At 69.2% G+C, this 24,678-nt stretch carries 26 protein-coding genes and 1 tRNA gene; 12 read left to right on the top strand and 15 right to left on the bottom strand.

The window, feature by feature from the left end; translation table 11 throughout:
- Positions 1 to 104: 104 nt before the first annotated feature.
- Positions 105 to 1,478: an L-serine ammonia-lyase gene (locus tag C0481_RS14810; protein ID WP_293405125.1), complete on the top strand. Its 1,374-nt coding sequence runs from the start codon at positions 105 to 107 to the stop codon at positions 1,476 to 1,478.
- Between the two features lie 99 nt (positions 1,479 to 1,577).
- Entirely contained in the window at positions 1,578 to 1,973 is a 396-nt protein-coding gene (locus C0481_RS14805) for a DUF6491 family protein (RefSeq protein ID WP_293405123.1), read from the top strand.
- A 4-nt stretch (positions 1,974 to 1,977) separates the two neighbouring features.
- Here C0481_RS14805 and C0481_RS14800 read toward each other — a convergent pair whose 3' ends face one another.
- Complete coding sequence (locus tag C0481_RS14800) at positions 1,978 to 5,985, bottom strand: CHAT domain-containing protein (RefSeq protein WP_293405121.1); 4,008 nt, start codon at positions 5,983 to 5,985, stop codon at positions 1,978 to 1,980.
- Between C0481_RS14800 and C0481_RS14795 the strand changes: the two genes are divergently transcribed.
- The 3 genes from C0481_RS14795 (at position 5,984) to C0481_RS14785 (ending at position 9,786) form a co-directional block, all read left to right on the top strand.
- Positions 5,984 to 7,177 carry a trypsin-like peptidase domain-containing protein gene (locus tag C0481_RS14795; protein WP_293405119.1) on the top strand — a complete coding sequence of 398 codons (1,194 nt, stop codon included), beginning with the start codon at positions 5,984 to 5,986 and terminating at the stop codon, positions 7,175 to 7,177. The two genes, C0481_RS14800 and C0481_RS14795, sit on opposite strands and share 2 nt — an antisense overlap.
- A gap of 133 nt (positions 7,178 to 7,310) precedes the next feature.
- Positions 7,311 to 8,174 carry a hypothetical protein gene (locus tag C0481_RS14790; RefSeq protein WP_293405116.1) on the top strand — a complete coding sequence of 288 codons (864 nt, stop codon included), beginning with the start codon at positions 7,311 to 7,313 and terminating at the stop codon, positions 8,172 to 8,174.
- A 115-nt stretch (positions 8,175 to 8,289) separates the two neighbouring features.
- The gene (locus C0481_RS14785; RefSeq protein WP_293405114.1) at positions 8,290 to 9,786 is read left to right on the top strand and encodes an arylsulfatase; all 1,497 of its coding nucleotides are present in this window, start codon (positions 8,290 to 8,292) and stop codon (positions 9,784 to 9,786) included.
- Positions 9,787 to 9,839: 53 nt separating this feature from the next.
- On the opposite strand, the gene C0481_RS14780 is transcribed toward C0481_RS14785, so the two are convergent.
- From C0481_RS14780 to C0481_RS14770, 3 genes are all read right to left on the bottom strand, one after another.
- Positions 9,840 to 9,929: transfer RNA gene (locus C0481_RS14780), tRNA-Ser, on the bottom strand.
- A gap of 48 nt (positions 9,930 to 9,977) precedes the next feature.
- The gene (locus tag C0481_RS14775) at positions 9,978 to 10,934 is read right to left on the bottom strand and encodes a hypothetical protein (RefSeq protein WP_293405112.1); all 957 of its coding nucleotides are present in this window, start codon (positions 10,932 to 10,934) and stop codon (positions 9,978 to 9,980) included.
- On the bottom strand, positions 10,901 to 11,812 hold the full coding sequence (locus C0481_RS14770; protein ID WP_293405110.1) for a tetratricopeptide repeat protein: 912 nt from the start codon (positions 11,810 to 11,812) through the stop codon (positions 10,901 to 10,903). The genes C0481_RS14775 and C0481_RS14770 overlap by 34 nt, the downstream gene beginning before the upstream one ends.
- A gap of 139 nt (positions 11,813 to 11,951) precedes the next feature.
- Here C0481_RS14770 and msrA point away from each other — a divergent pair, with 139 nt between their 5' ends.
- Genes msrA through C0481_RS14755 form a run of 3 tightly spaced genes read left to right on the top strand, consistent with a single transcriptional unit; the run spans position 11,952 to position 13,281 of the window.
- Positions 11,952 to 12,605: a peptide-methionine (S)-S-oxide reductase MsrA gene (gene msrA / locus C0481_RS14765; protein ID WP_293405108.1), complete on the top strand. Its 654-nt coding sequence runs from the start codon at positions 11,952 to 11,954 to the stop codon at positions 12,603 to 12,605.
- On the top strand, positions 12,602 to 12,946 hold the full coding sequence (locus tag C0481_RS14760; RefSeq protein ID WP_293405106.1) for an MmcQ/YjbR family DNA-binding protein: 345 nt from the start codon (positions 12,602 to 12,604) through the stop codon (positions 12,944 to 12,946). Before msrA ends, C0481_RS14760 begins: the two co-directional genes overlap by 4 nt.
- A complete protein-coding gene (locus C0481_RS14755; RefSeq protein WP_293405104.1) occupies positions 12,943 to 13,281 on the top strand; it encodes an MmcQ/YjbR family DNA-binding protein in 339 nt (112 codons plus the stop codon). Before C0481_RS14760 ends, C0481_RS14755 begins: the two co-directional genes overlap by 4 nt.
- Here C0481_RS14755 and C0481_RS14750 read toward each other — a convergent pair.
- Positions 13,278 to 13,991, bottom strand: coding sequence for a DUF599 family protein (locus tag C0481_RS14750; protein WP_363223633.1), 714 nt, complete (start codon positions 13,989 to 13,991; stop codon positions 13,278 to 13,280). The two genes, C0481_RS14755 and C0481_RS14750, sit on opposite strands and share 4 nt — an antisense overlap.
- A gap of 69 nt (positions 13,992 to 14,060) precedes the next feature.
- Entirely contained in the window at positions 14,061 to 14,441 is a 381-nt protein-coding gene (locus tag C0481_RS14745; protein ID WP_293405102.1) for a DUF983 domain-containing protein, read from the bottom strand.
- A 164-nt stretch (positions 14,442 to 14,605) separates the two neighbouring features.
- Here C0481_RS14745 and C0481_RS14740 point away from each other — a divergent pair, with 164 nt between their 5' ends.
- Entirely contained in the window at positions 14,606 to 14,767 is a 162-nt protein-coding gene (locus C0481_RS14740; protein ID WP_293405100.1) for a hypothetical protein, read from the top strand.
- 8 nt (positions 14,768 to 14,775) lie between these two features.
- Here C0481_RS14740 and C0481_RS14735 read toward each other — a convergent pair whose 3' ends face one another.
- The gene (locus C0481_RS14735; protein ID WP_293405098.1) at positions 14,776 to 14,913 is read right to left on the bottom strand and encodes an entericidin EcnA/B family protein; all 138 of its coding nucleotides are present in this window, start codon (positions 14,911 to 14,913) and stop codon (positions 14,776 to 14,778) included.
- Positions 14,914 to 15,022: 109 nt separating this feature from the next.
- On the opposite strand from C0481_RS14735, the gene C0481_RS14730 reads away from it, so the two are divergent.
- The gene (locus tag C0481_RS14730) at positions 15,023 to 15,421 is read left to right on the top strand and encodes a DUF2784 domain-containing protein (protein ID WP_293405096.1); all 399 of its coding nucleotides are present in this window, start codon (positions 15,023 to 15,025) and stop codon (positions 15,419 to 15,421) included.
- On the opposite strand, the gene lepA is transcribed toward C0481_RS14730, so the two are convergent.
- Together lepA and C0481_RS14720 are read right to left on the bottom strand one after the other, a co-directional pair.
- On the bottom strand, positions 15,390 to 17,195 hold the full coding sequence (lepA, locus tag C0481_RS14725) for a translation elongation factor 4 (protein WP_293405094.1): 1,806 nt from the start codon (positions 17,193 to 17,195) through the stop codon (positions 15,390 to 15,392). The genes C0481_RS14730 and lepA overlap by 32 nt on opposite strands.
- A gap of 45 nt (positions 17,196 to 17,240) precedes the next feature.
- A complete protein-coding gene (locus tag C0481_RS14720) occupies positions 17,241 to 17,870 on the bottom strand; it encodes a hypothetical protein (RefSeq protein WP_293405092.1) in 630 nt (209 codons plus the stop codon).
- 122 nt (positions 17,871 to 17,992) lie between these two features.
- Here C0481_RS14720 and C0481_RS14715 point away from each other — a divergent pair, with 122 nt between their 5' ends.
- Both C0481_RS14715 and C0481_RS14710 read left to right on the top strand, forming a co-directional pair.
- Positions 17,993 to 18,628, top strand: a complete 636-nt coding sequence (locus tag C0481_RS14715) for a DUF1134 domain-containing protein (RefSeq protein WP_293405090.1) — start codon at positions 17,993 to 17,995, stop codon at positions 18,626 to 18,628.
- Positions 18,629 to 18,647: 19 nt separating this feature from the next.
- Positions 18,648 to 19,406 (top strand): alpha/beta fold hydrolase, encoded by a 759-nt coding sequence (locus tag C0481_RS14710; RefSeq protein WP_293405088.1) that lies wholly within the window; start codon positions 18,648 to 18,650, stop codon positions 19,404 to 19,406.
- A gap of 7 nt (positions 19,407 to 19,413) precedes the next feature.
- Here the strand turns inward: C0481_RS14710 and C0481_RS14705 are convergent, their stop codons facing one another.
- The 6 genes from C0481_RS14705 to rpmI form a co-directional block, all read right to left on the bottom strand.
- Entirely contained in the window at positions 19,414 to 19,962 is a 549-nt protein-coding gene (locus tag C0481_RS14705; protein WP_293405086.1) for a TIGR00645 family protein, read from the bottom strand.
- A gap of 54 nt (positions 19,963 to 20,016) precedes the next feature.
- The gene (gene pheT / locus C0481_RS14700) at positions 20,017 to 22,392 is read right to left on the bottom strand and encodes a phenylalanine--tRNA ligase subunit beta (RefSeq protein WP_293405083.1); all 2,376 of its coding nucleotides are present in this window, start codon (positions 22,390 to 22,392) and stop codon (positions 20,017 to 20,019) included.
- Positions 22,389 to 22,790, bottom strand: a complete 402-nt coding sequence (locus tag C0481_RS14695; RefSeq protein ID WP_293405081.1) for an ASCH domain-containing protein — start codon at positions 22,788 to 22,790, stop codon at positions 22,389 to 22,391. The genes pheT and C0481_RS14695 overlap by 4 nt, the downstream gene beginning before the upstream one ends.
- On the bottom strand, positions 22,790 to 23,893 hold the full coding sequence (gene pheS / locus C0481_RS14690) for a phenylalanine--tRNA ligase subunit alpha (protein WP_293405079.1): 1,104 nt from the start codon (positions 23,891 to 23,893) through the stop codon (positions 22,790 to 22,792). Before pheS ends, C0481_RS14695 begins: the two co-directional genes overlap by 1 nt.
- 118 nt (positions 23,894 to 24,011) lie before the next feature.
- Positions 24,012 to 24,368: a 50S ribosomal protein L20 gene (gene rplT, locus C0481_RS14685; RefSeq protein ID WP_293405077.1), complete on the bottom strand. Its 357-nt coding sequence runs from the start codon at positions 24,366 to 24,368 to the stop codon at positions 24,012 to 24,014.
- Positions 24,369 to 24,381: 13 nt separating this feature from the next.
- Complete coding sequence (gene rpmI, locus C0481_RS14680) at positions 24,382 to 24,582, bottom strand: 50S ribosomal protein L35 (protein ID WP_293405330.1); 201 nt, start codon at positions 24,580 to 24,582, stop codon at positions 24,382 to 24,384.
- Positions 24,583 to 24,678 lie beyond the last annotated feature (96 nt).

The raw sequence follows: 24,678 nt of genomic DNA, 5'->3' as shown, positions 1-24,678 counted from the left end.
CCCCATAGCTAGTGATGCGGACCGGCGGCGTCATCTCGCGGCTTGCGCTGCGGAACGCCTTGCCCCGGCTTGGCGCAAATCGCGCAATGACGTACCAACCTTCCATGGCTAGCGCGTTCGATTTGTTCAAGTTGGGCGTGGGCCCGTCCAGCTCCCACACCATGGGTCCGATGACCGCCGGTGCGCGCTTCCTGCAGCGCCTGGCCGCGCAGGGAGCCCTCGCCCAGGTCACACGCGTCGAAGTCGTGCTCTACGCCTCCCTGGCCCTGACCGGGCGGGGCCACGCCACCGACCGCGCCGTGATCCTCGGTCTGGCGGGCTTCGTCCCCGCCAGCATCGACCCCGACGCCGCCGACGCCGCGCTGGAGGCGATCGCCGCCACCGGCCGCCTGCGGCTCGGCGCGCAGGGGCCCGATATCGCCTTCGATTCAGGCAGCGACATCCTTTGGGAGGGCCGCACCCGCCTGCCGCAGCATCCCAACGCCCTGGCCTTCCGCGCCTATGGCGGCGAGGGGCTGCTCGACGAGAAGCTCTACTTCTCGATCGGCGGCGGCTTCGTCGCCGACGAGGCGGAGATGAGCGCGAACGCCGCGCCGGTGCGCGCCGCGCCCGAGCCCTATCCATATGCGTCCGGGGCCGAGCTGCTGGCCCAGGCGCAGGAGGCGGGCCTGACCATCGCCGAGCTGATGTTCGCCAACGAGACCGCCGTGCGCCCGCCGGCCGAGGTCGAGGCCGGCCTCGACGCCATCTTCGCGGCCATGGAGGCATGCATCGAGCGCGGGCTGCGCCAGGACGGCTGTCTGCCCGGCGGGCTCAAGGTCCGCCGCCGCGCGCGCCAGATCCACACCGACCTGATGAGCAAGGTCGAACGCAACATCTCCGATCCGCTCGCCGCCCTCGACTGGGTCAACCTCTGGGCCCTGGCGGTGAACGAGGAGAACGCCTCGGGCGGCCGCGTCGTCACCGCCCCGACCAACGGCGCGGCCGGGCTGCTGCCGGCCGTGCTGCGCTACTACGACCGCTTCCATCGCGGCGGGCCGGAAGGCCGGCGCATCTTCCTGCTGACCGCCGCCGCCATCGGCTCGCTCTACAAGCGCAACGCCTCGATCTCCGGCGCCGAGGTCGGCTGCCAGGGCGAGGTCGGCGTCGCCTGTTCGATGGCCGCTGCAGGCCTGACCGCCGCGCTCGGCGGGACCAACGCCCAGATCGAGAACGCCGCCGAGATCGCCATGGAGCACAATCTCGGCCTGACCTGCGACCCGATCGGTGGCCTGGTGCAGATCCCCTGCATCGAGCGCAACGCCATGGGCGCGGTGAAGGCGATCGACGCCTCGCGCCTGGCCCTGCTCGGCGACGGCCAGCACACCGTCAGCCTCGACAAGGTGATCGCCACGATGAAACGCACCGGCGAGGACATGAGCGAGATCTACAAGGAGACCTCGCTCGGCGGCCTGGCCGTCAACATCGTCGAATGCTGAGCCGATGAACGCCCGATGAACGGCGTTCTCAACGCGAGTTCAACGCGCTGCTTCTAGCGTCCAGTCACGGGCTGGGGCGTCCTTCGAAAGGGACATGACATGAAGACCCTGATCGCCGCGCTGGCCGGCGGCGCGATGCTGCTGCCCGCGACGCTCGCCGCCGCGAACCCCGCCCCGGCTCCTGCGCCGGCCGAGCGGCCGCTGGGCGTCGACGCCCGCATTCCGTTCGCGAACAGCACCGGCATCCGCAACTTCCAGGCCGACGGCGACAACGCCCTGTGGATCGAGGGCCAGCGCGGCGAGTGGTATCGCGCCGAACTGTTCGGCCCGTGCATCGGCCTCGACCATTCGATGAAGGTCGGCTTCATCACCCGCGGGACCCACACCCTCGACCGTTTCGGCCAGGTGCTGGTCGACGGCTCCAAATGCCAGATCTCCAGTCTGGTGACCTCGGCCCCGCCGCCCGCCAAGGCCAAGAAGGCCAAAGCGTCCTGACGGATCAGGGCCGGTCGGCGGTCAGCTTGAAGACGACCGCCTGGCCGCCCAGCGAGCCGCCCAGCAGCGCCTCGCCGGGCCGGCTGGCGTCCACGCCTGACAGATAGATGTTGGAGCCGGAATCCAGCAGCTTCGGCGCCGAGACGCTTCCGTCGGCGCGAAGGTTCAGCAGCAGGGCCCCGATATGGCGCCGCATCGCGCTCGGCGCATAGGGATCGGCCAGGCCGCCAAGCCCGAGCCGAAGGTCGACCTGAGCGACCTTCGCCGCGGCGATCAGCGCCCCGCCGTCGGCGCGCGCGCCCATCGCCCGCACCTCCGACCAGCCCAGACTGTCGTCGCGATAGATCAGCTGCGACTGCAGTCCGTCGTCCAGCGCGATCACGCCGGCCTTCAGCTCGCCCTCGCAGGTCGTAATGGAGCCGCCGCCCAGCAGCACGCGCCCGCCCTGGGCCATTGCGGTCGGTGCGGTCCAACCCGTCAACTGCTGGGAGCTGATCAGCGCCCCGGTGCGCCGGTCGCGCAGCTCGGCCCAGGTGATCGGGACGCCCATGCACGGCGCCAGCTCGTAGTCGTCTTCGGCCAGCGGCCGACGGGGCGGGGCGGGATGACGTACGGTGTAGGTGACCAGGAGGCGGTCCCCCAGCAAGCTTAGAGTCGCATCCTCGATCGCGACGGCTTGCGGCGGCGTGGCCGTGAACAGCAGCCGCGGAGCTTGCGCCCCCTCCACCAGCACCACCCGCAGACGGTCGGCGACCTCTCGGCCGCCGGCCCGCTCGCGCGCCGCGCTATCGGCGATCGCCACCAGGGCCTGGCGCGGCCCGAGCGCGACGCCGACCGCGGCCAGCGAATCCATGCCCGGGGCCGCCTCGCCGCGCCAGGTCGCCCGCACCGCGCCGCTGGCCTTGTCCAAGGTCTCCAGCACCGGGACCGTGCGGCCGTCGGCGCCGCGCTGTCCGCCGCCGACGATGACGCTCGACTGCTGCTCGACCAGCAATCGGGTCGGCGCAGACATGTCTGTTGCGCGGCGCCATTGGCCGCTCATCGCCACGCCTGAGACGGGCCGGGCGCCGCTGCCTGCGAACCTCGTCACCACGAGATCGCCGGACCTCTTCAAGGCGGTGACCTCGCCGGGCGCGGACTCGGCCTCCACGGTGATCGCGCCAGCGCTGGACGACGCGCTCTGCGGTGGGCGTGCGCCGTCGCCCAGGACGATCAGCGGCGCCCAGAAGCGCGGATGCAGATAGGCCCGCGACGGCGGCGCGGCCAGGAACGTCCGCTGCGCCTGGGCCAGCGCCAGGGCCGGGCTCTCACCATGCTCGGTACGCAGGGTGGCGAAGGTGGTCGCCACGACCTCCTTCGTCGTCTCGGAGTCCACCGCCCACAGCGATCCCAGCGTCGAGGGCACGCCCGCCACCGCGAAGGCCGAGGCCAGGGCCGGCAACTCGCCGGCCATCTGCGCGACGTCGTAGTTGGCGGTGTTGCAGGCCGACAGCGCCACGAACCGCGCACCCAGGTTCAGGTCGGCGATTTCCGAGGCGGTCAGCAGTCCGTCGTCCAGCGGATCGGCTGACGACACCGGCGTCAGCGCCAGGGCCGGCTCGCTCAACCCCTCGATCTCGTCGCGGATCAGGCCGTGGGTTGCGAACGACAGGTAGCGATAGGAGCCCAGCAGTTGCCCGCGCACCCCGCGCTCGGTGGCCGCGTTCTGGACCAGCAGCTTGCTCGTCGCGAAACCCTTGGCCGAGCGCTCCAGCTCGTCCTTCGTCTCCGGCAGCGGCGCGAGGGCCGCGAGGCCCGCGCCGCCCGCGCCCCGCAGCAGCATCTGGCCGCGATCCTCGCCCGCCGCGGTCGCCCCGCTCAGCACAGGGTCGCCGACGCCCAGGAAGTCGAAGTCCGAGGCCGGCGCCAGCGCGCCTGAACGCGACGCCAGGATCGCGCCCGGCGATCCGGCATAGCTGACCGCATGGCGCCGCACGAGCCAGTCCGCCTGCGCCAGGTCGTAGCCTTCGCCCAGCCTCGGCGGCGCCTGGGGCAGCAGGATCGACAGCGGCAGCGGCGTGACCGAGGGGTTGGCGAGCCACAGCAGATGGTCGCCCTCCTTCACGCACTTTCCGAACGGGGCGAGCAGCAGCTTGTGCATCCGCACTGCGGCGGCCATCGGGAACTGGGCGTCTAGCGCGTCCGATGGCGCGTGTCCGGCGGTCAGCGCGGCCTGCAGGATCTTGATGTCCAGCGTCGCCTGCCGCAAGTCGGCCGGCGCGACCAGCCGCGTCACGCTGTCCTGGCGCACGCACATATAGGCCATGCCGCCTGGGACCATGGCGACGCTCAGCGCCGCTTCTCCGGGGCGCAGCGCAGCCTGGAAGCGCTTCAGCTCGACCAGGTTCGAGCCGGTCGCCGGCGCCAGCGACCGATCGATCTCGTCCAGGCGGACGGCGAAGTCGCGCAGCACCCCGCGGGTGGCGATGTCGTGGGCGAGCAGGGCCTGGGTCGCCGGCGCGCCGGCGCGCGCCGCCAATTGGGACAGTTCGCCCCGTTCATAGGCGTCCCGCCGCGCTCGCAGCCGAAGCCCCTGATGGATCGAACGTCGCTGCAACGCGTCCTTGGCCTGTGACAGCGCGACCAGGGCGTCGGCGTCGACCGTCGCCTGGATCCGCGCGGCCAGCTGGACCAGCGTGAAGTTCGTCTCATCCGCCTCGGCCCCGCCCTGGTCGGCCTGACTGAGCGCGAAGGAGATCAGGATCTGCTCGATCGCAGCCGGACGCCGCGAGGCGCCGACGCCCAGGGCCGGAGCCTGCTTCGCCGCGGCCGCGATCAGGCGGCCGCTCTGCGCCAGCCCCGCCTGCCGCTCGGGGCCCGGCGGCAGCGCCAGGGCGCGCCCGGCGGTGCGGTAGATGGCGGCCGGCTCGGCGTTGGCGCCGGCGCCGGCTTCGTAGGGCGCGGCCTGCGCCAGGGCCTTGGCGGCCACCGGGTCGGGACGCTGTTCGATCGCCGCGACAAGCGCCCGTGCCGCCAGATAGGCGGTCTCCTCGAAGTCCGCCGGCGTCCGGCCTGCCCGTTGATAGAGCTTGCCGTACGGATGCGCCTCGATCGCTTGCCGCGCGCAGTCCGGCTTCAGCAGGCCGGTGCACGCCACCGCCTTGCGGGTCAGGGCCTGGGCGGTCACGTAGGCGCGGCTGTCGTCGTCCAGTTCGATGGCGTTGGCGGTGGCGACGGCGAGGTCCAGCCCCGGCAGGGCGGCCGCGAACTGCCCCTGCTCCAGCAGCAGCTCGGCTTCGATCAGCCGGTACATCAGCGCATCGACGCTCAGCGGCGGCAGCGAGGCGGCGATGAACCCGCCGCTGGCGAGGTAGACGCCATAGGCCCGGTCGCTCTGGCCGAGCACCCGCAGGCTGTCGATCGCGTCCGCCAGCGCCCAGGCGACCAGGAACGAGTCGTCCTGCGGGTTCTTCAGCGACGCGATCAGCGACAAGGTCTTGTCCACGGTCGCGCCTGCGCCGGCGTAGTCCTCCTGCGCGAACTGAATGCTCGAGGCCAGGATCTGACGGCGCAGATAGAGGCTGGGGTTGGCCGAGTTCTCCTGTCGCCAGAGTTCGCCCTCGAGGATCTTCGCGGTCACCGGCGGCGAGCCGTAGGTGAACTTGCCGTAGTCCAGGAAGTAGCCGGTGCGCCGGACGTCCTCGCGCCGGATCAGTTCATTGGGCGCCGTCGGCGCGGCCAGGGCGATGTACTTCGGAACCTGCGCCAGAATGCAATCGCTGGCCCGGCTGTGGATGCAGATCTCCAGCAGCGTCGCCGTCGCGGCGCGGCGAGCCGCCGGATCCAGGTCCTTGCCGGTCAACTGTTGCTCCAGCATCCGGCGCGCCGTCTGGCCCTTGCCCTGGAAGTAGAGCCCCCACGGCGAGGGCTCGGCCGCCACCGCCGGTTGCGAGCTGAGCAATATGGCGCTTGCGAGCACGCCGCACGCCGCTAGGCTCCGCCAGGGCGAAGTCATCAGGGGAAAAGGCGCCATGCGGCGGCTCCAGATCTATGCGGCGGTGGTGCTCCTAGCTTCACCATCATACGTGTTCGCGCAATCGGCGGTAGGCCGCGCCGGCGGCGCGATGCCGGTTCCCGGTTCCGACGCCGTGAGCGCCAAGCGCGCGGTCGGCGCCGCCCCCTCGCTGCCTGGCGCGAGCGCCGCGCGCTACGCGGCGGCGCTCGACGGCGCGGCGTCCGAGACCCGGCAGGTCACCCGCGGGGCCAAGGACGCCCATGTCTATCAGGCCGCCTCGCCCTCGGTGGTGCTGGTGCTGGCCGGCGACGCCTTCGGCTCCGGCGCGCTGATCAGCGCCGATGGCAAGATCATCACCAACCTGCACGTCGTCGGCGACGCCAAGGAGGTCGGGGTGGTGTTCAAGCCCGCGGCCGAGGGGGCTTCCTTCGGCAAGACCGACGTCCGCCGCGCCAAGGTGATCCGCCGCGACGAGGTCGCCGACCTCGCCTTGCTGCAGGTCACGGAGGTTCCCGCCGGCGCCAAGCCCTTGCCGCTGGCCGCCTCTGGCGCGGTGCAGGTCGGCTCCGACGTCCACGCCATCGGCCATCCGACCGGCCAGGCCTGGACCTATACCCGCGGCATCGTCAGCCAGGTGCGCAAGGACTACGCCTGGCGCACCGAGATGGGGCTCGATCACAAGGCGACGGTCGTGCAGACCCAGACGCCGATCAATCCAGGCAATTCCGGCGGCCCGCTGCTGGACGACAATCTCGAGATCATCGGCATCAACAGCTTCAAGAGCGACGGCGAGGGGCTGAACTTCGCGGTCTCGGCCGACGACGTGCGCAGCTTCCTGACCCTGAAGGAGGACCGCCGCGCGACCCGCTCGGCTGGCCAGCGCGCGACCTCGGCGAGCGGCGACTGCGAGGCCACCGCCCTCAAGGAGTGGTCCGTCAGCAATCCGAAGGGCGTCGGCGTCCTGATCGACGTCAATTGCGACGGCGAGGGCGACTTCGTGCTGATCGAGCCGGCCAAGAAGAGCGAGCCGCACACCTACCTGTTCGACCACGACGGCGACGGCAAGATCGACGCCGAGATCACCGACCTCGGCCGCGACGGAAACTTCGACGAGGCGCTGCTCGATGTCGACGGCGACGGCCAGTACGATCTAGTCGGCCAGTTCAAGCCCGGCGAGGCCGACCCCTATCGCTACGAACGGATCAAGTAGGCCCGCGCCGCCAAGGTGAAGCTCTGCGCCGCGGCCCCGGCCAAAACCCTGAGCCGGCTCAGGGTCACAGCCGATGGCCGCAGAGGCCGCCTCGTGTCGGGAATGCAGTCCGAGGTTCGACAGGACGCGCCCGATGACACTCGCCGAACTGGTGCCGATCGCGCTCAAGATCAGCATCCTTGCGATCGTTTTTTCCCTCGGCCTCGCCGCTCGCCCGGCCGAGTTGATCTACCTGTTCAGGCGTCCCCGCGAACTGGCGCGCTCGCTGCTCGTCATGTGCGTGCTCATGCCGCTGCTCGCCTACGCGCTCGTTCAGGTGTTCTCCCTGCCCAGGCCGGTGGCGATCGTGCTGATCGCCCTGTCGCTGGCGCCGGTTCCTCCGTTGCTGCCGCGCAAGCAGGCCAAGGCGCATGGCGACGAGGCCTATTCGATCGGCCTGCTGGTCGCTGTCGCATTGATCTCCGTGGTGTGGATCCCGCTGGCGTTGGAGATCAATCAGCGCGTGTTCGGCTTGCCGCTGGGCGTTCCGATCGGCGCGGTTGCAAAGGTCGTCGCGATGACCGTGCTGGCGCCGCTGATCGCAGGCGTCGTCGTGGCCAAGTTCGCGCCGGGCCTGGCCCCCCGCCTGGGGCGGCTGTTCTCGACCCTCGGCTGGCTGTTGCTCCTGACGGCGGCCGTGCTGGTTCTCGCCAGCCAATGGCGAGTGATCGCGAGCCTCGTGCATGACGGGACCCTGGTCGCCATGGCGCTGTTCGTCGTGATCGGCATGGCCGCCGGCCATCTCATTGGAGGGCCAGATCCGAGCGATCGCACGGTGTTGGCGACGGCGGCCTGCTCGCGCCACCCCGGGGTCGCCCTGGCCATCTCGCACCTCAATTTTCCCGACGAACACCTGATCGCCGCGGCGGTCCTGCTGTTCCTCCTGGTTAATATGGTCCTGACGATCCCCTACGTCTTTTGGCGCAAGCGCGTCGGCGCGGCCGCAGCGATCGCCTGAGGCTCCCTAAGCGTTACGCGGCTCGGCCCCGGGTTTCGCCTGACAGACAGGCGAGCCTTGGCAGACAAAGCTGGGCGTCCAGCCAAGCGAACGACCGCCCAGAAGGGACCCGCAGATGCCTGACACGCAGCGTCCGAACATCGTCGCCATCATGATCGACGACATGTGCCCGATGGATCTCTCGGCCTATCATCGCGGCCTCGGCGCGGTTCATACGCCGAACATGGACCGGCTGGCCCAGGAGGGGATCACGGTCTCGGACTACTACGCTCAGCCTAGTTGCACGGCGGGCCGCGCGGCCTTCATCACCGGCCAGTACCCCATTCGCACCGGCCTGACCTCGGTCGGCCAGCCGGGCAGCAAGGTCGGGCACCAGGCCGGCGACATCACCATTGCGGCCCTGCTCAAGGATCTCGGCTATGCGACGGCCTTGATCGGCAAGAGCCACCTGGGCGACCGCAACGAGTTCCTGCCCACCGTCCACGGCTTCGACGAGTTCAAGGGCTTCCTCTACCACCTGAACATGATGGAGATGCCCGAGCAGCCGGACTTCCCCAAGGACGAAACCTTCGCCGGCCGGCCGCGCAACATGATCCAAAGCTGGGCCTCGGACGTCGACGACCCCACCGAACACCCGCGCTGGGGGCGGGTCGGCAAGCAGAAGATCGAGGACCTCGGCCCGCTGACCAGCGAGCACATGGGCACGATCGACGACGAGTTCACGGGCGACGCCATCGATTACGTCCGCCGGCAGAAGGCGGCCGATACGCCGTTCTTCCTCTGGTACTGCCCTTCGCGGATGCACCAGCAGATCCATGTCTCCAAGCACTGGCTCGGCAAGAGCGGACATACTCCTTACTTCGACGCGGTCCTGCAGCTCGACGCCCTGGTCGGCCGGCTGCTCGACGCGCTCGACGCCGAGGGGCTGACCGACAACACCATCGTCCTGCTCACCTCCGACAACGGCGTGAACCTGGCCCACTGGCCGATGGCCGGCACGGCCTCGTTCCGCGGCGAGAAGGGCACGACCTGGGACGGCGGCTTCCGGGTGCCGATGCTGGCCCGCTGGCCGGGCCATATCGCGCCGGGCAGCTGGACCGGCGAGTTCATGACCAGCGAGGACTGGCTGCCGACCCTGCTGGCCGTCGCCGGCCAGCGCGGCGTCAAGGAGGAGCTGCTGAAGGGCAAGCGGGTCGGCGGGAGGGAGTACAAGCTCCACCTCGACGGCTACGATCAGCTCGACATGCTGACCCAACCAGGCGGCAAGTCCCGCCGCCGCGAGTTCTTCTTCTTCGCCGAGACCGAGCTCACCGCTCTGCGGGTCGACGGCTGGAAGCTGCACCTGGCGATCAAGGACGCCTGGCTCGAGGCCGCGCGCAAACTCACCGGCGGGATGATCATCGACATCAAGGCCGACCCCTACGAGCGCAGTCCCGAAACCGGCGGTCATTTCCTCTGGATGAAGGAGAAGTCCTGGATCATGCCGATCCTGGCCGCACCGATCCAAGCCTTCGTCAAAAGTCTCGACGACTTCCCGCCGTCGCAGAAGGGGACCGGCATCGGCGCAGCTGCCCTGCTGTCGACAGTTCACGAGAGAGCGCCGACGGATTGATCCTGGCCGCCGCTGTCCAGCGTGACCCAACGCAATGATTGTGTGTGGGGTTTTGGCGGTGAGAGAGGGATTCGAACCCTCGATAGGCTTTCACCTATACACGCTTTCCAAGCGTGCGCGATCGACCACTCCGCCACCTCACCACAGGCCTTGAGAGGCGTGCGGCCCCTCGCGGAAGGCGCGCAATATACTCATGACGCCCCTTCGGGCAAGCGGCCTTCCACCGCAGTGCGAAGGGTTTTCGGATCGAACAGCGATTGTCCCTCGCGCCGGCCGAGCTGTAGACCCAGCGGCGACAGGCGTTCGCGCCAGGCGGCGAGGCGCTGCCGCGCCTCCGGACGCCGGCTGCGAACCGCCCCGGCGATCGCCGCCAGCTCGGCGTCGGCGGCCCGCAGGGCATGACGCTCGGCGGCGAATGCGGGGCCGGCGAAGCGCTCGTCGATCAGGCCGAGCCGGGCGCGCGCGCCGGCGATCATCAACAGCCGCGTGGCCTCGTCGGGGGCGCTGACGGCCGCGGCCGTCGCCCGATCAACGTCGTCGAGCAGTCCGCTGACGCTGACCGGCCTCGTCGCGGACGGCGGGCACGCCTGCGGCTGCAGGCTGCGCACATAGTCCGCCAGGCCGGTCAGCACCGCCGGCGCGGGCTCGCGGCCGTCGAACTCCTCGACCACCAGTCCGTGGATGAACGCTTCCAGCGACTGCGGCGCCACCTTCAGCCGTGCGCGCTCGCCCGAGAGGTCGGGGATCGGGACCGGATCGTCGCGCCCGTTGCCGCGATGCGACGAGAACAGCGACGAAGTGACGTCGGCGGTGCCGGGCGCGCCGGAGACGCCGGGGAACAGGAACTCGGGATTGCCGCGCCCGCCGCGGTGGCAGCTCTCGCACGACAGGCCGGCGCGCGCCGCCTGTCCGCCCAGCAGCACCGGCGTGCGAAACGCCGCCCGGCCGATCTCGGCCGGCGCGCGCAGGGCGTCCGTCGGCGCATAGCATTCGGTGGGTTCGGTGGTCAGGACGGCCGCCACATCGGCCTTGGGGTTGGTCCAGCCGACGGCGCGCAACGGCAGCGGTCCTTCGGCCAGCGCCGCCGCCCCCACGCCCAGACAGGCCGCGAGGGCTAGCGCGCCGGATCGCCGCCGACGTCGATCCAACGCCGCAGTTCCTCGGCCTCGGCGCAGCCATAGGCGCAGGTGCGGTCGAGTTTGGCGAGCAGCGTCCGGGCCCCGGCCATGTCGCCGCGTTCGACCTTCAGCTCGCCGTAGTACTCGGTCGCGCCCTTGTGGTTCGGCGCGATCGCCAGCGCCTGACGATAGTAGCCTTCGGCGCGGACCCAATCGCCCTTTTTGCGCCAGACGTAGCCCTGGTAAGTCAGCACGTCGGGATGCGGCCCCAGCGCCTCGCGGGCCTGGCCGAGCGAGGCCAGCGCCTCGTCATAGCGATGCTCGTTGATCAGCCCGACCGCCTGCAGATAGGCCCGGTCGCCGCCGCCCGCGAGCAGCGCAGGCCGCGCCAGCGCCGCCGCCGGAGACGCCCCGGCCATCGCGCTCTCGACCGCGGCGGTCGCCGACTTCAGCGCCGCGGCGTCGGCGCAGCCGCCACAGCTCGCCTCGCGGGCCTTCAGCCAGTCGAGCTGTTCCTGCGCCTTGGGATCCTTCAGCGCGCCCAGGGCCACGCCCAGGCCCTGATGGCCCTGGATGTTGTCCGGCTCGAGCTTGACCGCCCGCTCGTAGGCTTTGCGCGCGCCCTTGTGGTCGCTCTGGCCGGCGTCGGCCATGCCCAGCAGCCGCCAGGCCTCGGCGTTCTTCGGGACCGCGCTGACGACGTTCTTCAGCGCCCGCTCAGCGTCCTTGTAGTTCTGGGCGTTCAGGGCGGCGACGCCCTTCATGTACTCGGCGGCGGGATCGTAGGCGGGGGCCGAGGCCGACGGCATGTCGCCGGCGCCTCCACTGCCGCCAGAGGCCAGCGAAACTCCGGCGCTCGTGAAGCTCATCACGATCCCGGCCAACAGCACCTGTCGAAACTTGCTCATCGCGCCCTCCATGAAGGCTGGGCTGAGTATTTCACGAAACCGGCGTTATGTCAGCGTCGGCGCCTGGGCGCTGCGGGCGTGCAATCGGCCGCGGGCGATCTTATGTTCCGGTCCAAGTTCACTCCTGATCGGGCGCGCCATGATCTTCGCCAAGAAAACCCTTGAGCTCCCCACCATCGACACCGCCCTGCCGGGCCGGTCGAACCCGCTGCCGACCGCCGAGAGCCACTTCGTCAACGGCCGGCCGCTGAAGGGCCCCTATCCGGACGGGCTGGAGATCGCCGACTTCGCCATGGGTTGCTTCTGGGGCGTGGAGCGCAAGTTCTGGCAGGTCCCGGGCGTCTGGGTGACGGCCGTTGGCTACGTCAACGGGATCACGCCGAACCCGACCTACGAAGAGGTCTGCAGCGGCCGCACCGGCCATACCGAGGCCGTCCGCGTGATCTTCGACCCGCGCGTGGTCACCTACGAGGACCTGCTGAAGGTGTTCTGGGAGAACCACGACCCGACCCAGGGCATGCGCCAGGGCAATGACATCGGCACCCAGTACCGTTCGGGCATCTATGTCCACAACGACGCGCAAGGCTCCGCCGCCGTGGCTTCGCTGCAGGCCTACCAGCAGGCGCTGTCCGACAAGGGCTATGGCGCGGTGACCACCGAGATCGCCGAGGCGCCGGAGTTCTACTTCGCCGAGGACTATCATCAGCAGTACCTGGCCAAGAACCCGGCCGGCTACTGCGGCATCGGCGGCACCGGCGTCACCTGCCCGATTGGCGTCGGCGTCAGCGCGTGACGCGCGAGGAGTTCGACGCCGCCGCGCGCCGGCTCCCCGGGGCGACCATGGACGTCCAGTGGGGCGATGACTGCATCTACAAGGTCGGCGGCAAGATGTTCGCCGGCACGGATGGCGGCTACACCAACTGCTCGTTCAAGGTCACCGACATCGCCTTCGAGGCGCTGACCGAGCAGGGCCGCGCGCGGCCCGCGCCCTACATGGCCCGCGCCAAGTGGGTGATGTTCGACGATCTGGCCGCGCTCGACCCCGCCGAGGTGGAGGGTTGGCTGGCGACCTCGCACGCCTTGGTCGCCGCCAAGCTCACCCGCAAGGCGCGCGCCGAGATCGGCCTGGCATGACCCGCGAGGAGGTGGAGGCGATCGCCCTAGGCCTGCCGGCGACGACCAAGATCGTCCAGTGGGGCGGCTCGGACGTCTACAAGGTCGGCGGCAAGGTGTTCGCGATCTGCGGGCTGGGCGGCGGCTTGTCGTTCAAGGTCAGCGAGATCGGCTTCATGGTGCTGACCGACGAGGGCGGCCCCGGCCGCCAGGCGCCGTACCTGGCCAAGGGCGGCTGGGTCAGCGTCGACTTCGAGGAGGTCGAAGCGCAGGACGCCGAGGGCTGGATCGCCACCGCCCACGAGTTGATCGCCGCCAAGTTGACCCGCAAGGCGCGGGCCGAGCTCGGACTCTAGTCCTCGCGGTTCGCGAGCAGCTGGCGGATCTCGCTCACCGCCCGCGCGGAGGGCGAATGGCGCTGGCGCATGAACAGCAGCGCGACCGCCGAGACCGTCACCGCCAGGAAGGCGAACGGACCAAACAGCCAGGCCGCGGCGGCCAATGCGAAATAATAGCCGCGCACCCCGCGATTGAACGACGACAGCGCCGGGTTCAGCAGCCGCGCGGCCGCCTCGCCATAGGTGCGCTGGAAAGCCTTGTCCTCGGTGGTCGGCGTCGCCCCGATCACCGCCAGGCAGTAGTTCATCTGCCGGATCGCCCAGATGAAATCGAGCAGTCCGCGGGCCAGCGCCAGCAGCACCAGGGCGATCTGCGCTTCGAACAGCATCCGCGACGAGGTCTTCAGCACCATCAGGCTCGAGGCGCTGCGGAACGCGCCCTCGCCGCCGAACAGCACCCCGGCCGCGCCGGCGATCAGGATCAGGTTCGAGGAGGCGAAGAACGAGGCCGAGTTCAGGGTGTGGCCCAGCAGCTGGCCGTCCATGAACTTGTTTTCGCGGCCGGCCATGGTCCGCATCCAGGCGGCGCGCACGACGGTCATGTCGGTGTTGATCAGCCCCTTGCCGCGGGCCAGCGTCTTCAGCAGCGGCTCATAGGCCAGCCAGACGACGGCGAAGACGGCGAGCGCGACGAGGTCAGCGCTCGAAAGGGCGTCGATCAGTTTCACGAAAGTTCGTTCCGAGTGTCAGGCGGCGGCGATGGTAGGGCGCCTCGCCCCAGATCGGCTAGCCGCGCGCTAGCGGTCGGCGACGTCGGCGGTGTGGATGGCGCCGTCGCCCTGCTTCACGCCCAGCGCATAGAGCAGGCCGATGAACCAGCCCTTGGTCACGTGCAGCAGCAGCAGGGTGACGATGGCCAGCGGAATCAACGTCGCCGGCAGTACGATGGCGGGCGAGGCCTCCCAGATCACCGGGAAGATCAGCAGCGGCGCGACCACCAGGTGGCCGACGATCAGGATCGTGAAATAGGCCGGGCCGTCGTCGGCCGGGTACTTGGCCAGGTTCAGCTCGCAGTGCGAGCAGGTCGGCTGCACCTTCAGATAGCGGCTGAACAGTTTACCTTCACCGCAGGCGGGGCAGCGGCCTTTCAGGCCGCGAAGCATCGATTGCACGAACATGGACACGCTACCTGGGTGACGTCGCGCTCGGATATGCGCCTTGACGGACGTCAATGAAAGGGGCGCCGCGGCCGCAGGACGCGGAACATCGCCGCGCCGCCGGCTTTAAGTCTGCAGGCGGACGACCGATCTTCGGTCTCACCCCAGGAGCAAGGGAGCGCCCGATGAGCGACCAGCCCCACACGCCTGCCGAGAAGCCAACGCACGGCCATGTCGGGCCCGCGACCCCGGCCGAGGACGTCTCGCGCGGCGCCGATCCGGCGGTGGTGCCGCCGGAGGACAAGGCCCGCATCGCTGAGGAGGCGTCCCGCGAGGAGGACGCCTGAGGCGCGCGTTAGCGCTTGATGTCGTTGGCGGCGCCGGTGACGGCCGCGCCGGCGGCTTGGGCGTCACGGCCGAGGCCGGCGACGGTGTTGCAGGCCGAAGTCATCAAGGCGGCGGTGACGGCGGCCAGGACGATGATCTTGCGCATGGAAAATTCCCCCGAATGGCGAGGCCGCCTCTTGGCCAAGCTTCCTGGCGATTTTTAGGCCTGCGCCGGGCCTCTGATCAACGGCCGCGATCGGCGCTAGGCTCAAGGCATGGACCGCGACCACCTCGCCGCACTGGTGCTGGCCGCCCATCTGGCGGTCATCGCCTTCAACCTGTTCGGACTGGTCGCCATCCCGCTCGGGGCCTGGCGCGGTTGGTCGTTCGTGCGCGTGCGCTGGTGGCGGGCCCTGCACCTGGCCTCGCTGGCCGTCGTGGCTTTGCAGGCCCTGGCCGGCCGCGCCTGCTTCCTGACGATCTGGCAGGACGACATGTCGGGCGCAGCGACCGAGCAGCCGCTGATCATGCGGGTCGTCAACGGCCTGATCTATTGGCCGCTGCCCATGTGGGTGTTCACCGCGACCTACGCCGCGGTGTTCGTCTACGTGCTGGCGCTTTGGAAGCTGGTTCCCCCCAGCCCTAGTCGGCGTCCATCTTCAGGGCGGCGATGAAGGCTTCCTGCGGGATCTCCACCTTGCCGAACTGGCGCATCCGCTTCTTGCCGGCCTTCTGCTTGTCCAGCAGCTTGCGCTTGCGGCTCATGTCGCCGCCATAGCACTTGGCGGTGACGTCCTTGCGCAGCGCGCGGATGGTCTCGCGGGCCACGATCCGGCCGCCGATCGCCGCCTGCAGCGGGATCTGGAACTGGTGCGGGCTGATCAGGTCCTTCATCTTCTCGACCATGCCGCGGCCGCGGGTCTCGGCCCGGTCGCGGTGGACCAGCATCGACAGGGCGTCGACCGGCTCGGAGTTGACCAGGATCGACATCTTCACCAGGTCGCCGACGCGGTAGCCCTCGATGACGTAGTCGAAGGACGCATAGCCCTTCGAGACGCTCTTCAGCCGGTCGTAGAAGTCGAACACCACCTCGTTCAGCGGCAGGTCGTAGACGACCAGGGCGCGCGACCCGACGTAGCTCAGCTCACGCTGCTCGCCGCGGCGGTCCTGGCAGAGCTTGATGACCGAGCCCAGGTATTCGTCCGGGGTCAGGATCGTCGCCTTGATCCACGGCTCGCTGATCGAATCGATCTTCACCGGATCGGGCATGTCGGCCGGATTGTGCAGCTCGATCTCGCTGCCGTCGGTCATGTGGATCTTGTAGACCACGCTCGGCGCGGTCGCGATCAGGTCCAGGTCGAACTCGCGGCTCAGCCGCTCCTGGATGATCTCCAGGTGCAGCAGCCCCAGGAACCCGCAGCGGAAGCCGAAGCCGAGCGCCGCACTGGTCTCCATCTCGTAGGTGAAGCTGGCGTCGTTCAGGCGCAGCCGGCCGATGGCGGCGCGCAGGTCCTCGAAGTCGGCGGCGTCGACCGGGAACAGGCCGCAGAACACCACTGACTGGGCGACCCGGAAGCCGGCCAGCGAGTGCTCGGTCTGGCGCTTTTCCTCGGTGATGGTGTCGCCGACGGCGGCGTCGGCCACCTGCTTGATCTGGGCGGTGATGTAGCCGATCTCGCCGGGGCCGAGCTCGGCGACCTCGGTCTGCTTGGGCCGGAACACGCCGATCTTGTCCACCTGGTGGGTGGCGCCGGCGTTCATCATCCGCACCTTCATGCCGGCCTTCAGCACGCCGTCGATGACGCGCACCAGCACCACGACGCCCAGGTAGGGGTCGTACCAGGCGTCGACCAGCAGCGCCTTCAGCGGCGCGTCGCGGTCGCCCTGCGGCGCCGGCAGGCGGGCGACGACGGCTTCCAGCACCTCGGCGATGCCTTCGCCGGTCTTGGCTGAGCACAGCACCGCGTCCGAGGCGTCGATGCCGATGACGTCCTCGATCTGCTGGCGCACCCGGTCGGGCTCCGAGGCCGGCAGGTCGATCTTGTTCAGGACCGGCACGATTTCGTGGTTGTTGTCGATCGCCTGGTAGACGTTGGCCAGGGTCTGGGCCTCGACGCCTTGCGAGGAGTCGACGACCAGGATCGAACCCTCGCACGCCGCCAGCGAACGGCTGACCTCATAGGCGAAGTCGACGTGGCCGGGGGTGTCCATCAGGTTGAGGACATAGGTCTCGCCGTCCTGGGCCTTGTACTCCAGGCGCACGGTCTGGGCCTTGATGGTGATCCCGCGCTCGCGCTCGATCTCCATGTTGTCCAGGACCTGCTCGGTCATCTCGCGCTTGGTCAGCGCGCCGGTCTCCTGAATGAGCCGGTCGGACAGGGTCGACTTCCCGTGGTCGATGTGGGCCACGATGGAAAAGTTGCGGATGCGGGACAGAGGCGTCGTCATGGTGGCCTGCCTCTAGCACATTCGGAGCCGCCTGCGAGCGTGCCGTCAATCTAAGGCAGGCGAAGCTAGCGGATGCTGGTCGACCAGAGACAGCCGGGTCACGCGTGCATTCGGCGCGAAGATCGCGCCTGGAGCGACCACGGCGTTCGCGCCGACGCGGGTTCCATCGCCCATCAAGGCTCCGAATTTTTCCACGCCGGTGTCGATTACGTCGCGGCCGAAGCGAATGCGAATGACCTTGTCGTCCAGTTCGTTGCGATAGTTGGCGACGATGCTCCCGGCCTCCAGATTGACCGCCGCGCCGAGGATGCTGTCCCCGACGAAGTTCAGATGCGCCAGCTTCGAGCCCTTGAACATGAAGCTGGTCTTCAGCTCCGCGCCGGGGCCGATGATGCAGTCTTCGTCCATGAACACCCCGCCGCGCAGATAGGCGCTGGCGGCGACGAAGCAGCGCGGACCGATGATCGCCGGGCCTTTGACGACCGCGCCGGCTTCTACGGTCGCTGTGCGGTGGATCGCGACGCCGTTGGCGACCTCGTAGTCGGCGGAGAGTTTCGCCATGGCGTTCGACACAAGCGCCTCGGCGTCCTGGATGGCCCGCCAGGGCGGATCGGCGACATCGGCGAAGGGTGAGGCGGTCCAACGCGCCACGTACTCGGCGATGACAATCGGCATGACGGCTCCGGTCAGTTTCGGCCGGAGACTGCGGCGTCGCATGGTTAATCGCCCGTTAAGCCTGAGCGCCGCATTCATGCCCTCTGGGGATGTGAGGCTCGTTCAAGCTTCAAGGGAATTTCATGGACCGCCGCACGCTGATCGTTTCGGGACTGGCCACGCTTGGAACCGCGGGCTGCGCGACCGCCCAGCCGGGCGGCCCTGCTGGGGCTGACGGGCTGCCGCCGCCGAGCCCGAGCGCCACCGCCAATCCGAGCTACCCCACCGGCCAGGCCGAGACCTACAGCCGTGAGGAACTGGTCAACAACGTCTCGGACTTCCTGGGCGTGACGGCCGAGGCCGCCGGCGGCGCCGTCGAACGCGCCTTCCAGGACAATGGCCGCCCGACCGCCTACATCGCCGGCGAGGAAGCCTCGGGCGCCTTCGTGGGCGGCGCGCGCTACGGCCGCGGCCTGCTCTACATGAAGAACCGCCAGCCGATCGAAGTGTTCTGGCAGGGCCCGTCGGTGGGCTGGGACTTCGGCGGCAACGCCAGCCGGGTCTTCACCCTCTGCTACAATCTCCAGTACCCGGAAGTGATCTTCCAGCGCTTCCCGGGGGTCGAGGGCTCGGCCTATCTGGTCGCCGGCCTCGGCGTGAACTACCTGCGCTCGGACGACATCATCCTGGCCCCGATCCGCACCGGCGTCGGCGTCCGCCTCGGCGCCAATGTTGGCTATCTTGGATTCAGCCGGACTCGGCGCACCCTGCCGTTCTAAGGCTTAAGGGGGCGGCGCGATGCGGCCGGTCAGCGACACCAAGTGGGTTCAATGCAAGACGCCGGGCGGGGACCTGCTGGTCTTCGCCGCCCGGCCTGAGCTGCGCGATCGCCACAAGTCGGTGGTGCTGCTGATCCATGACGTGCTCAGCACGCCCGGCGCCATGGCCCCCTGGTTCGCCCGCCTGGAGCCTGAGGCCGAGGTGATGCTGGCCACCCTGCCCGGGCACGGGACGGCGCCGCCGCTCTCGGCTCAGGGCTGGGACGACCTGGTCTCCAGCTACGACCAGTGCCTGCGCACGGTCGTACCCGGTCGCCGCGTTCTGGTGGCCGGACTTGGCCTCGGCGGCCTGCTGGCGCTGGCGCTCAATGCACGCGGATACGCGGCAGTCGCCTTCGATCCGTTCTTCGCCACCGCCGGTCGCTGGCCGCTTGAGGTCGTGCTGGAACGGCGGGCCGCGCAAGGCGAGCTGCCGGTTCCCGAATTCCTGTTCGAGGCGCTCGGCTGGCGCGACGGGGCGATCGCGCAGAACCGCAGCTACGGCGGCCTGCTGGATCGTCTGAAGGCCCCGGCCATGGTGGTTTGCGGCGACGTGCCCCTGACCCCGCCGCGCGACCTGGCCATGGCCCCGTCGTTGATGGACGAGGCCGACCACGCGCTCGTCGCCGCCTATCCAGACCTGCGGCTGCAGATCGCCGAGGGCTGCGGCCACGACGTGCTCGGCCAGGCCCCTGACCTTTGCCGCGACATCATCCTCGACGAGCTGGCCCGCGCCTGAGCGCGGCTCAGTGCTTGTCGACCTTGGCCGCCAGCCAGTCCATCAGCGCCAGCAGCACGCCCGAGATCACAAAGGTCACATGGATGATCACCAGCCACATCAGGCTGCGGTCGGACAGCTCCTTGCCTTCCGACAGCTCCATGAAGGCCTTCAGCAGCGCGATGGCCGAGATCGCCACGATCGAGGCGATCAGCTTCATTTTCAGGCCGGAGAAGTCGACCGTCCCCATCCAGCTGGGGCGGTCCTCGTCGTCGTCGGTGTCGATCTTGGAGACGAAGTTCTCGTAGCCCGAGAAGATCACGATCAGCAGCAGGTTGCCGGCTAGCGACAGGTCGATCAGCGACAGCACCATCATGATCGCCTGGTTCGGCTTCATGACGAACAGGTGCGACAGCTCGTGGACGGCCTCGTTGAAGAACACCACGAGCAGCGCCATCAGCGCTGCGACCAGACCGATATAGAACGGCGCCATCAGCCAGCGCGAGTGGAACAGCCCGGTCTCCAGCCAGCGTTCGGCGGCGGGCTTGGGCTTCTTGATGCGTGGCGCGTCGGTCATGCGGTCGAGGTCTCTCCTTGGCTCCAAGGAGAGACCCCGCCGCGGACTTTCAGGTCAAGCGCGGAGCTTGGCGCTCACGGCCTTTTCAGCAGCGGCGACCACCTTGGCCGACAGCGCTTCGATCTCGGCGTCGGTCAGGGTCTTCTCGCGCGGCTGCAGCAGGATCTCCACCGCCACCGACTTCGAACCCTCGGCCACGCCTTGGCCGCGATAGACGTCGAACACCCGCGCCTGCGTGATCAGCGCCTTGTCGGCGCCGGCCACGGCCTTGATCAGGTCGCCGGCGGCTACCGCTTCGTCGACCACGAAGGCGAAGTCGCGCGACAGCGGCATCAGCGCCGACAGCTCCAGCGCCGGCTTGGTCTTGGTCGACTTCTTCTTCGGCTCGGGCACGTTGTCGAGGATCAGCTCGAAGCCGAGAACCGGGCCTTCGACGTCCAGCGCCTTGAGGATGCGCGGATGGATCTCGCCGAACTCGACCAGCGCGTTCTTGCCCAGCCGCAGCGCGGCCGAACGGCCCGGATGCCACCAGTCGGACAGCCCACCCTGGACGGTCTGCAGCGATCCCGTCGGCGCGCCCAGGTCTTCCAGCAGCGACAGCACATCGGCCTTCAGTTCGAACAGGGCGTCGGCCGCCCCGCCGTCCCAGCGCCGCGGCGCGTGCGGGGCGACGATGGCGCTGATCGCGGTCAGCTGGTCGGCCGGCTGGTCGCCGCGATAGAGCGGGCCGATTTCGAACAGGGCGACGTCCGGGAAGCCGCGGCGCGCATTGCGGCCGGCCGCCTCGATCAGGTTCGGCAGGATCGACGGGCGCATGCAGTCGAGGTCCGAGGCGATCGGGTTGGTGATCACCAGCTCCGGCTGGCCGCCGCCGAACAGGGCCGCGGTCTCGCGCTTGGTGAAGCTCCAGGTGATGGTCTCGGCATAGCCCTTGGCGGCCATCGCCCGGCGGCCGCTGCGCACGCGCGCCTGGCGGGCGGTCAGCACGCCGCCGGCCGGCCGCGCCATCTCGGGCAGGGGCGAGGCGGGCAGGGCGTCATAGCCCTCGATGCGGGCCACTTCCTCGACCAGGTCGGCCTTGCCCTCCACGTCGCGGCGCCAGCTCGGCGGTTGCACCTTGTCGCCGTCCAGGGCGAAGCCCAGGTCGGTCAGGATCTCGTCGATCCGGGCGACGGACAGGTCCAGGCCCGACAGCTGCTTCACATAGGCCCGGTCGAAGACGACGGCGTCGGGCGCGGCCGGGGCCTCGCCGACCACGGTCGTTTCCGACGGCTCGCCGCCGCAGAGCTCGACGATCAGCTTGGTGGCCAGCTCCAGGCCGGGGACCTGGCTGGCCGGGTCGACCGTGCGGGCGAAGCGGTATTGCGCGTCCGAGGTGATCCCCGTCGTGCGGCCGGTCTGGGCGATGCGGATCGGGTCGAACCAGGCGCTCTCAACGAAGACGTCGGTGGTTTCGTCCGAGCAGCCGGTCGACAGGCCGCCCATCACCCCGCCCAGGCCGATCGCGCCCGAACCGTCGGCGATGACGGTGATCTCGGGCGTGACCGCATAGGTCTTGCCGTCCAGCGCCTCGACGCTCTCGCCGTCCTTGCCGGCGCGGGCTTCGATGAAGCCGCCCGAAAGCTTGCTGACGTCATAGACGTGCAGCGGCCGGGCGCGGTCGTAGGAGATCAGGTTGGTGACGTCGACCAGGGCGTTGATCGGGCGCAGGCCGATCGAGGTCAGCTTCTGCTGCAGCCAGGCCGGCGAGGGGCCGTTCTTGACGCCGCGGATCAGCCGGCCGGTGAACTGGCGGCAGCCGTCCGAACCGTCCAGGCGGATATCGATCGGATTGGCGAACGTGCCGGCGACCGGCGCGACGCTGACGTCCTTCAGCTTGCCCAGGCCCGCGGCGGCCAGGTCGCGGGCGATGCCGACCACGCCCAGCCAGTCGGGGCGGTTGGGGGTCACTTCGAAGTCGATGACCGCTTCCAGGCCGAGCGCCTGGGCGACCGGCGTGCCGACCGCCAGGCTGTCGGGCAGCTCCATGATGCCGTCCGATTCCGAGGCGGTCTCCAACTCGGACGCCGAGCACAGCATGCCGTGCGAGACGACGCCGCGCACCGGCTTCTCGACCAGGGTGACGCCCAGGCCCGGCACATAGGCGCCGATCGGGGCGTAAACGACGGTGATCCCGGCCCGCGCGTTCGGCGCGCCGCAGACGATCTCCTTGCGGCCGTCGCGGGTGTCCACCTGGCAGACGCGCAGGCGGTCGGCGTTCGGGTGCTGGACGGCCTCGACGATCTTGGCGACCGAGAACGCGGCCAGCTTGGCGGCCGGGTCGTCGACGTGTTCGACCTCCAGCCCGGCCATGGTCATGGCGTCGACCACCTGCTGGGTGGTGGCTTCGGTTTCGAGGTGGTCTTTCAACCAGGAGAGCGTGAATTTCATTGATCGGCTCCTTCGCCGATGATCTCGACCAGGCGGAAGCGTTCGCACCAGAGCGCCATGTCGGGCGCGAATGTGCCTTCGCGGGTGAAACAGTCTTCGTGGACGGCGGCCCAATGGGCGCGGCTGAGATCGCCTTCGCCTTCTTCGGCGGCGAAGTCGGCCGGAACCTCATCGAAGCGCCGTTGGACCAGTTCGGTGGACTCGATGACAGCGCGGGGCGCGCCCGCACTGTCGAGCACCACGTAGCGCGCGTTCGGAGCGCTGCCCTTCAACCCCTGCGAGGCGGCCCAGCAGGTCGCGGTCTTCTTGCCCTGGAGCACCAGGGCGAGAAGCTCGTCGGCCGTCGCCGGACTGTCGCCGAAGGCGAAGTGCTCCAATGCGTCGCGCGCGGCGGACATCAGCTCAGGCCCGAAGCCTGGTTGGGCGCCGCGTAGGGGCTAAAGCCGTAGTGCTCCAGCCACCGCACGTCGCTGGCGAACATGTCGCGCAAGTCGGGCATGCCGTACTTCAGCACCCCCAGCCGGTCGACGCCGCAGCCGAACGCAAAGCCCTGCCAGACGTCAGGATCCAGGCCGCAGTTGCGCAGCACGTTGGGGTGCACCATCCCGCAGCCGAGGATTTCCAGCCAGTCAGTGCCCTGGCCGATCTTCACCTCGCCGCCGGAGCGGTCGCACTGCACGTCCATCTCGGCGCTCGGCTCGGTGAACGGGAAGTGGTGCGGGCGGAAGCGGGTGACCACGTCCGGGGTCTCGAAGTAGCGCGACAGGAAGGTCTCCAGCGTCCACTTCAGGTGGCCCATGTGGATGGCCTTGTCGATCACCAGGCCTTCGATCTGGTGGAACATCGGCGTGTGGGTCTGGTCTGAGTCCTTGCGGAACGTGCGGCCCGGCACGATCACCCGGATCGGCGGCTCCTGGCCGTTGGCGATCCAGGACGGCAGCTTCTCGTTGACCGCGTGCATCACCCGCACCTGCACCGGGCTGGTGTGGGTGCGCAGCACCTTGCGCTCGCCATTGGCGTCTTCCGGCAGGAAGAAGGTGTCGTGCATCTCCCGCGCCGGATGCTTGGGCGGGAAGTTCAGCGCCGTGAAGTTGTTGAAGTCGGTCTCGATGTCCGGGCCTTCGGCGACCGAGAAGCCCATCTCGGCGAACACCGCGATCATCTCGTCCATGACCTGCATGGTCGGGTGGACGCTGCCCGTTCGGCGCGGCGGCGCGGGCAGGGTCAGGTCGACCTTCTCGGCCGCCAGCTTGGCGTCGAGCTCGGCGGCCTCCAGCACCTGCTTGCGCGCGGCGATGGCGGTCTGGACCCGGTCGCGCAGGCCGTTGATCTGCGGACCGCGCTCGCGCCGCTCGTCGGGGCTCATGCCCCCCAGCGACTTGAGCAGGTCGGAAATGGAGCCGGACTTGCCGAGGGCGGAGACGCGCACGGCCTCAAGGGCGGCGGCGTCGCCCGCGCCGTCGACGGCGGCGAGGATGTCAGCTTCGAGTTGGGCGGTCATGACGGGCTCGTCTAAGGGATCGGATGGAGCGCGGGAAGCGGAGACAGCAAAAAGCCCTCCGGCGGTTCACGCCGAAGGGCTTCTCGAATGCTCAGTGAGTCTGTCGACTCAAACGGCCTCAAGCCAGCGCGGCGCGAACCTTGTCGGCGATGGCCTTGAACCCGGTGGGATCGTTACCCGCGATGTCCGAGAGGACCTTGCGGTCGATTTCGATCCCGGCCTTGTCCAGGCCGAAGACAAACTGCGAGTAGGTGAAGCCTTCCAGGCGAGCCGCAGCGTTGATGCGCTGGATCCACAGCGAACGGAAGTTGCGCTTGCGGACCTTGCGGTCGCGGTAGGCGTACTGGCCGGCCTTGTCCACGGCCGCCTTGGCGGCGCGGATGGTGTTCTTGCGGCGCCCGTAGAAGCCCTTGGCTTGCTCGAGAACCTTCTTGTGCTTGGCGTGGGCGACAACGCCCCGTTTCACGCGAGCCATGTGTCAGTTCTCCTTAAAGGCCGTAGGGGAGCCAAAGCTTGACGATCTTGGTGTCAGCTTCACTCATCACCTTGGTGCCGCGGTTCTGACGGATGTACTTCGCGCTGTGGCTGATCAGGCGGTGACGCTTGCCAGCGACGCCGGCCTTCAGCTTGCCGGACGCGGTAAGTTTGAAGCGCTTTTTCACGCCCGATTTGGTCTTCAGTTTGGGCATTTCTCTGCGGAACCTCGCGGCCCCGTCCTCTGGTGTATTGATGAACCGCCCTGGCATGCCTTTGGCCAGACGACTCCGAAGAGCGGGGCGTTTACG

Origin of the sequence: Phenylobacterium sp. (genome assembly GCF_013822795.1) — a bacterium.
In the GTDB taxonomy this organism is placed as follows: domain Bacteria; phylum Pseudomonadota; class Alphaproteobacteria; order Caulobacterales; family Caulobacteraceae; genus Phenylobacterium.
This window is presented reverse-complemented; position numbering and strand designations above follow the sequence as displayed.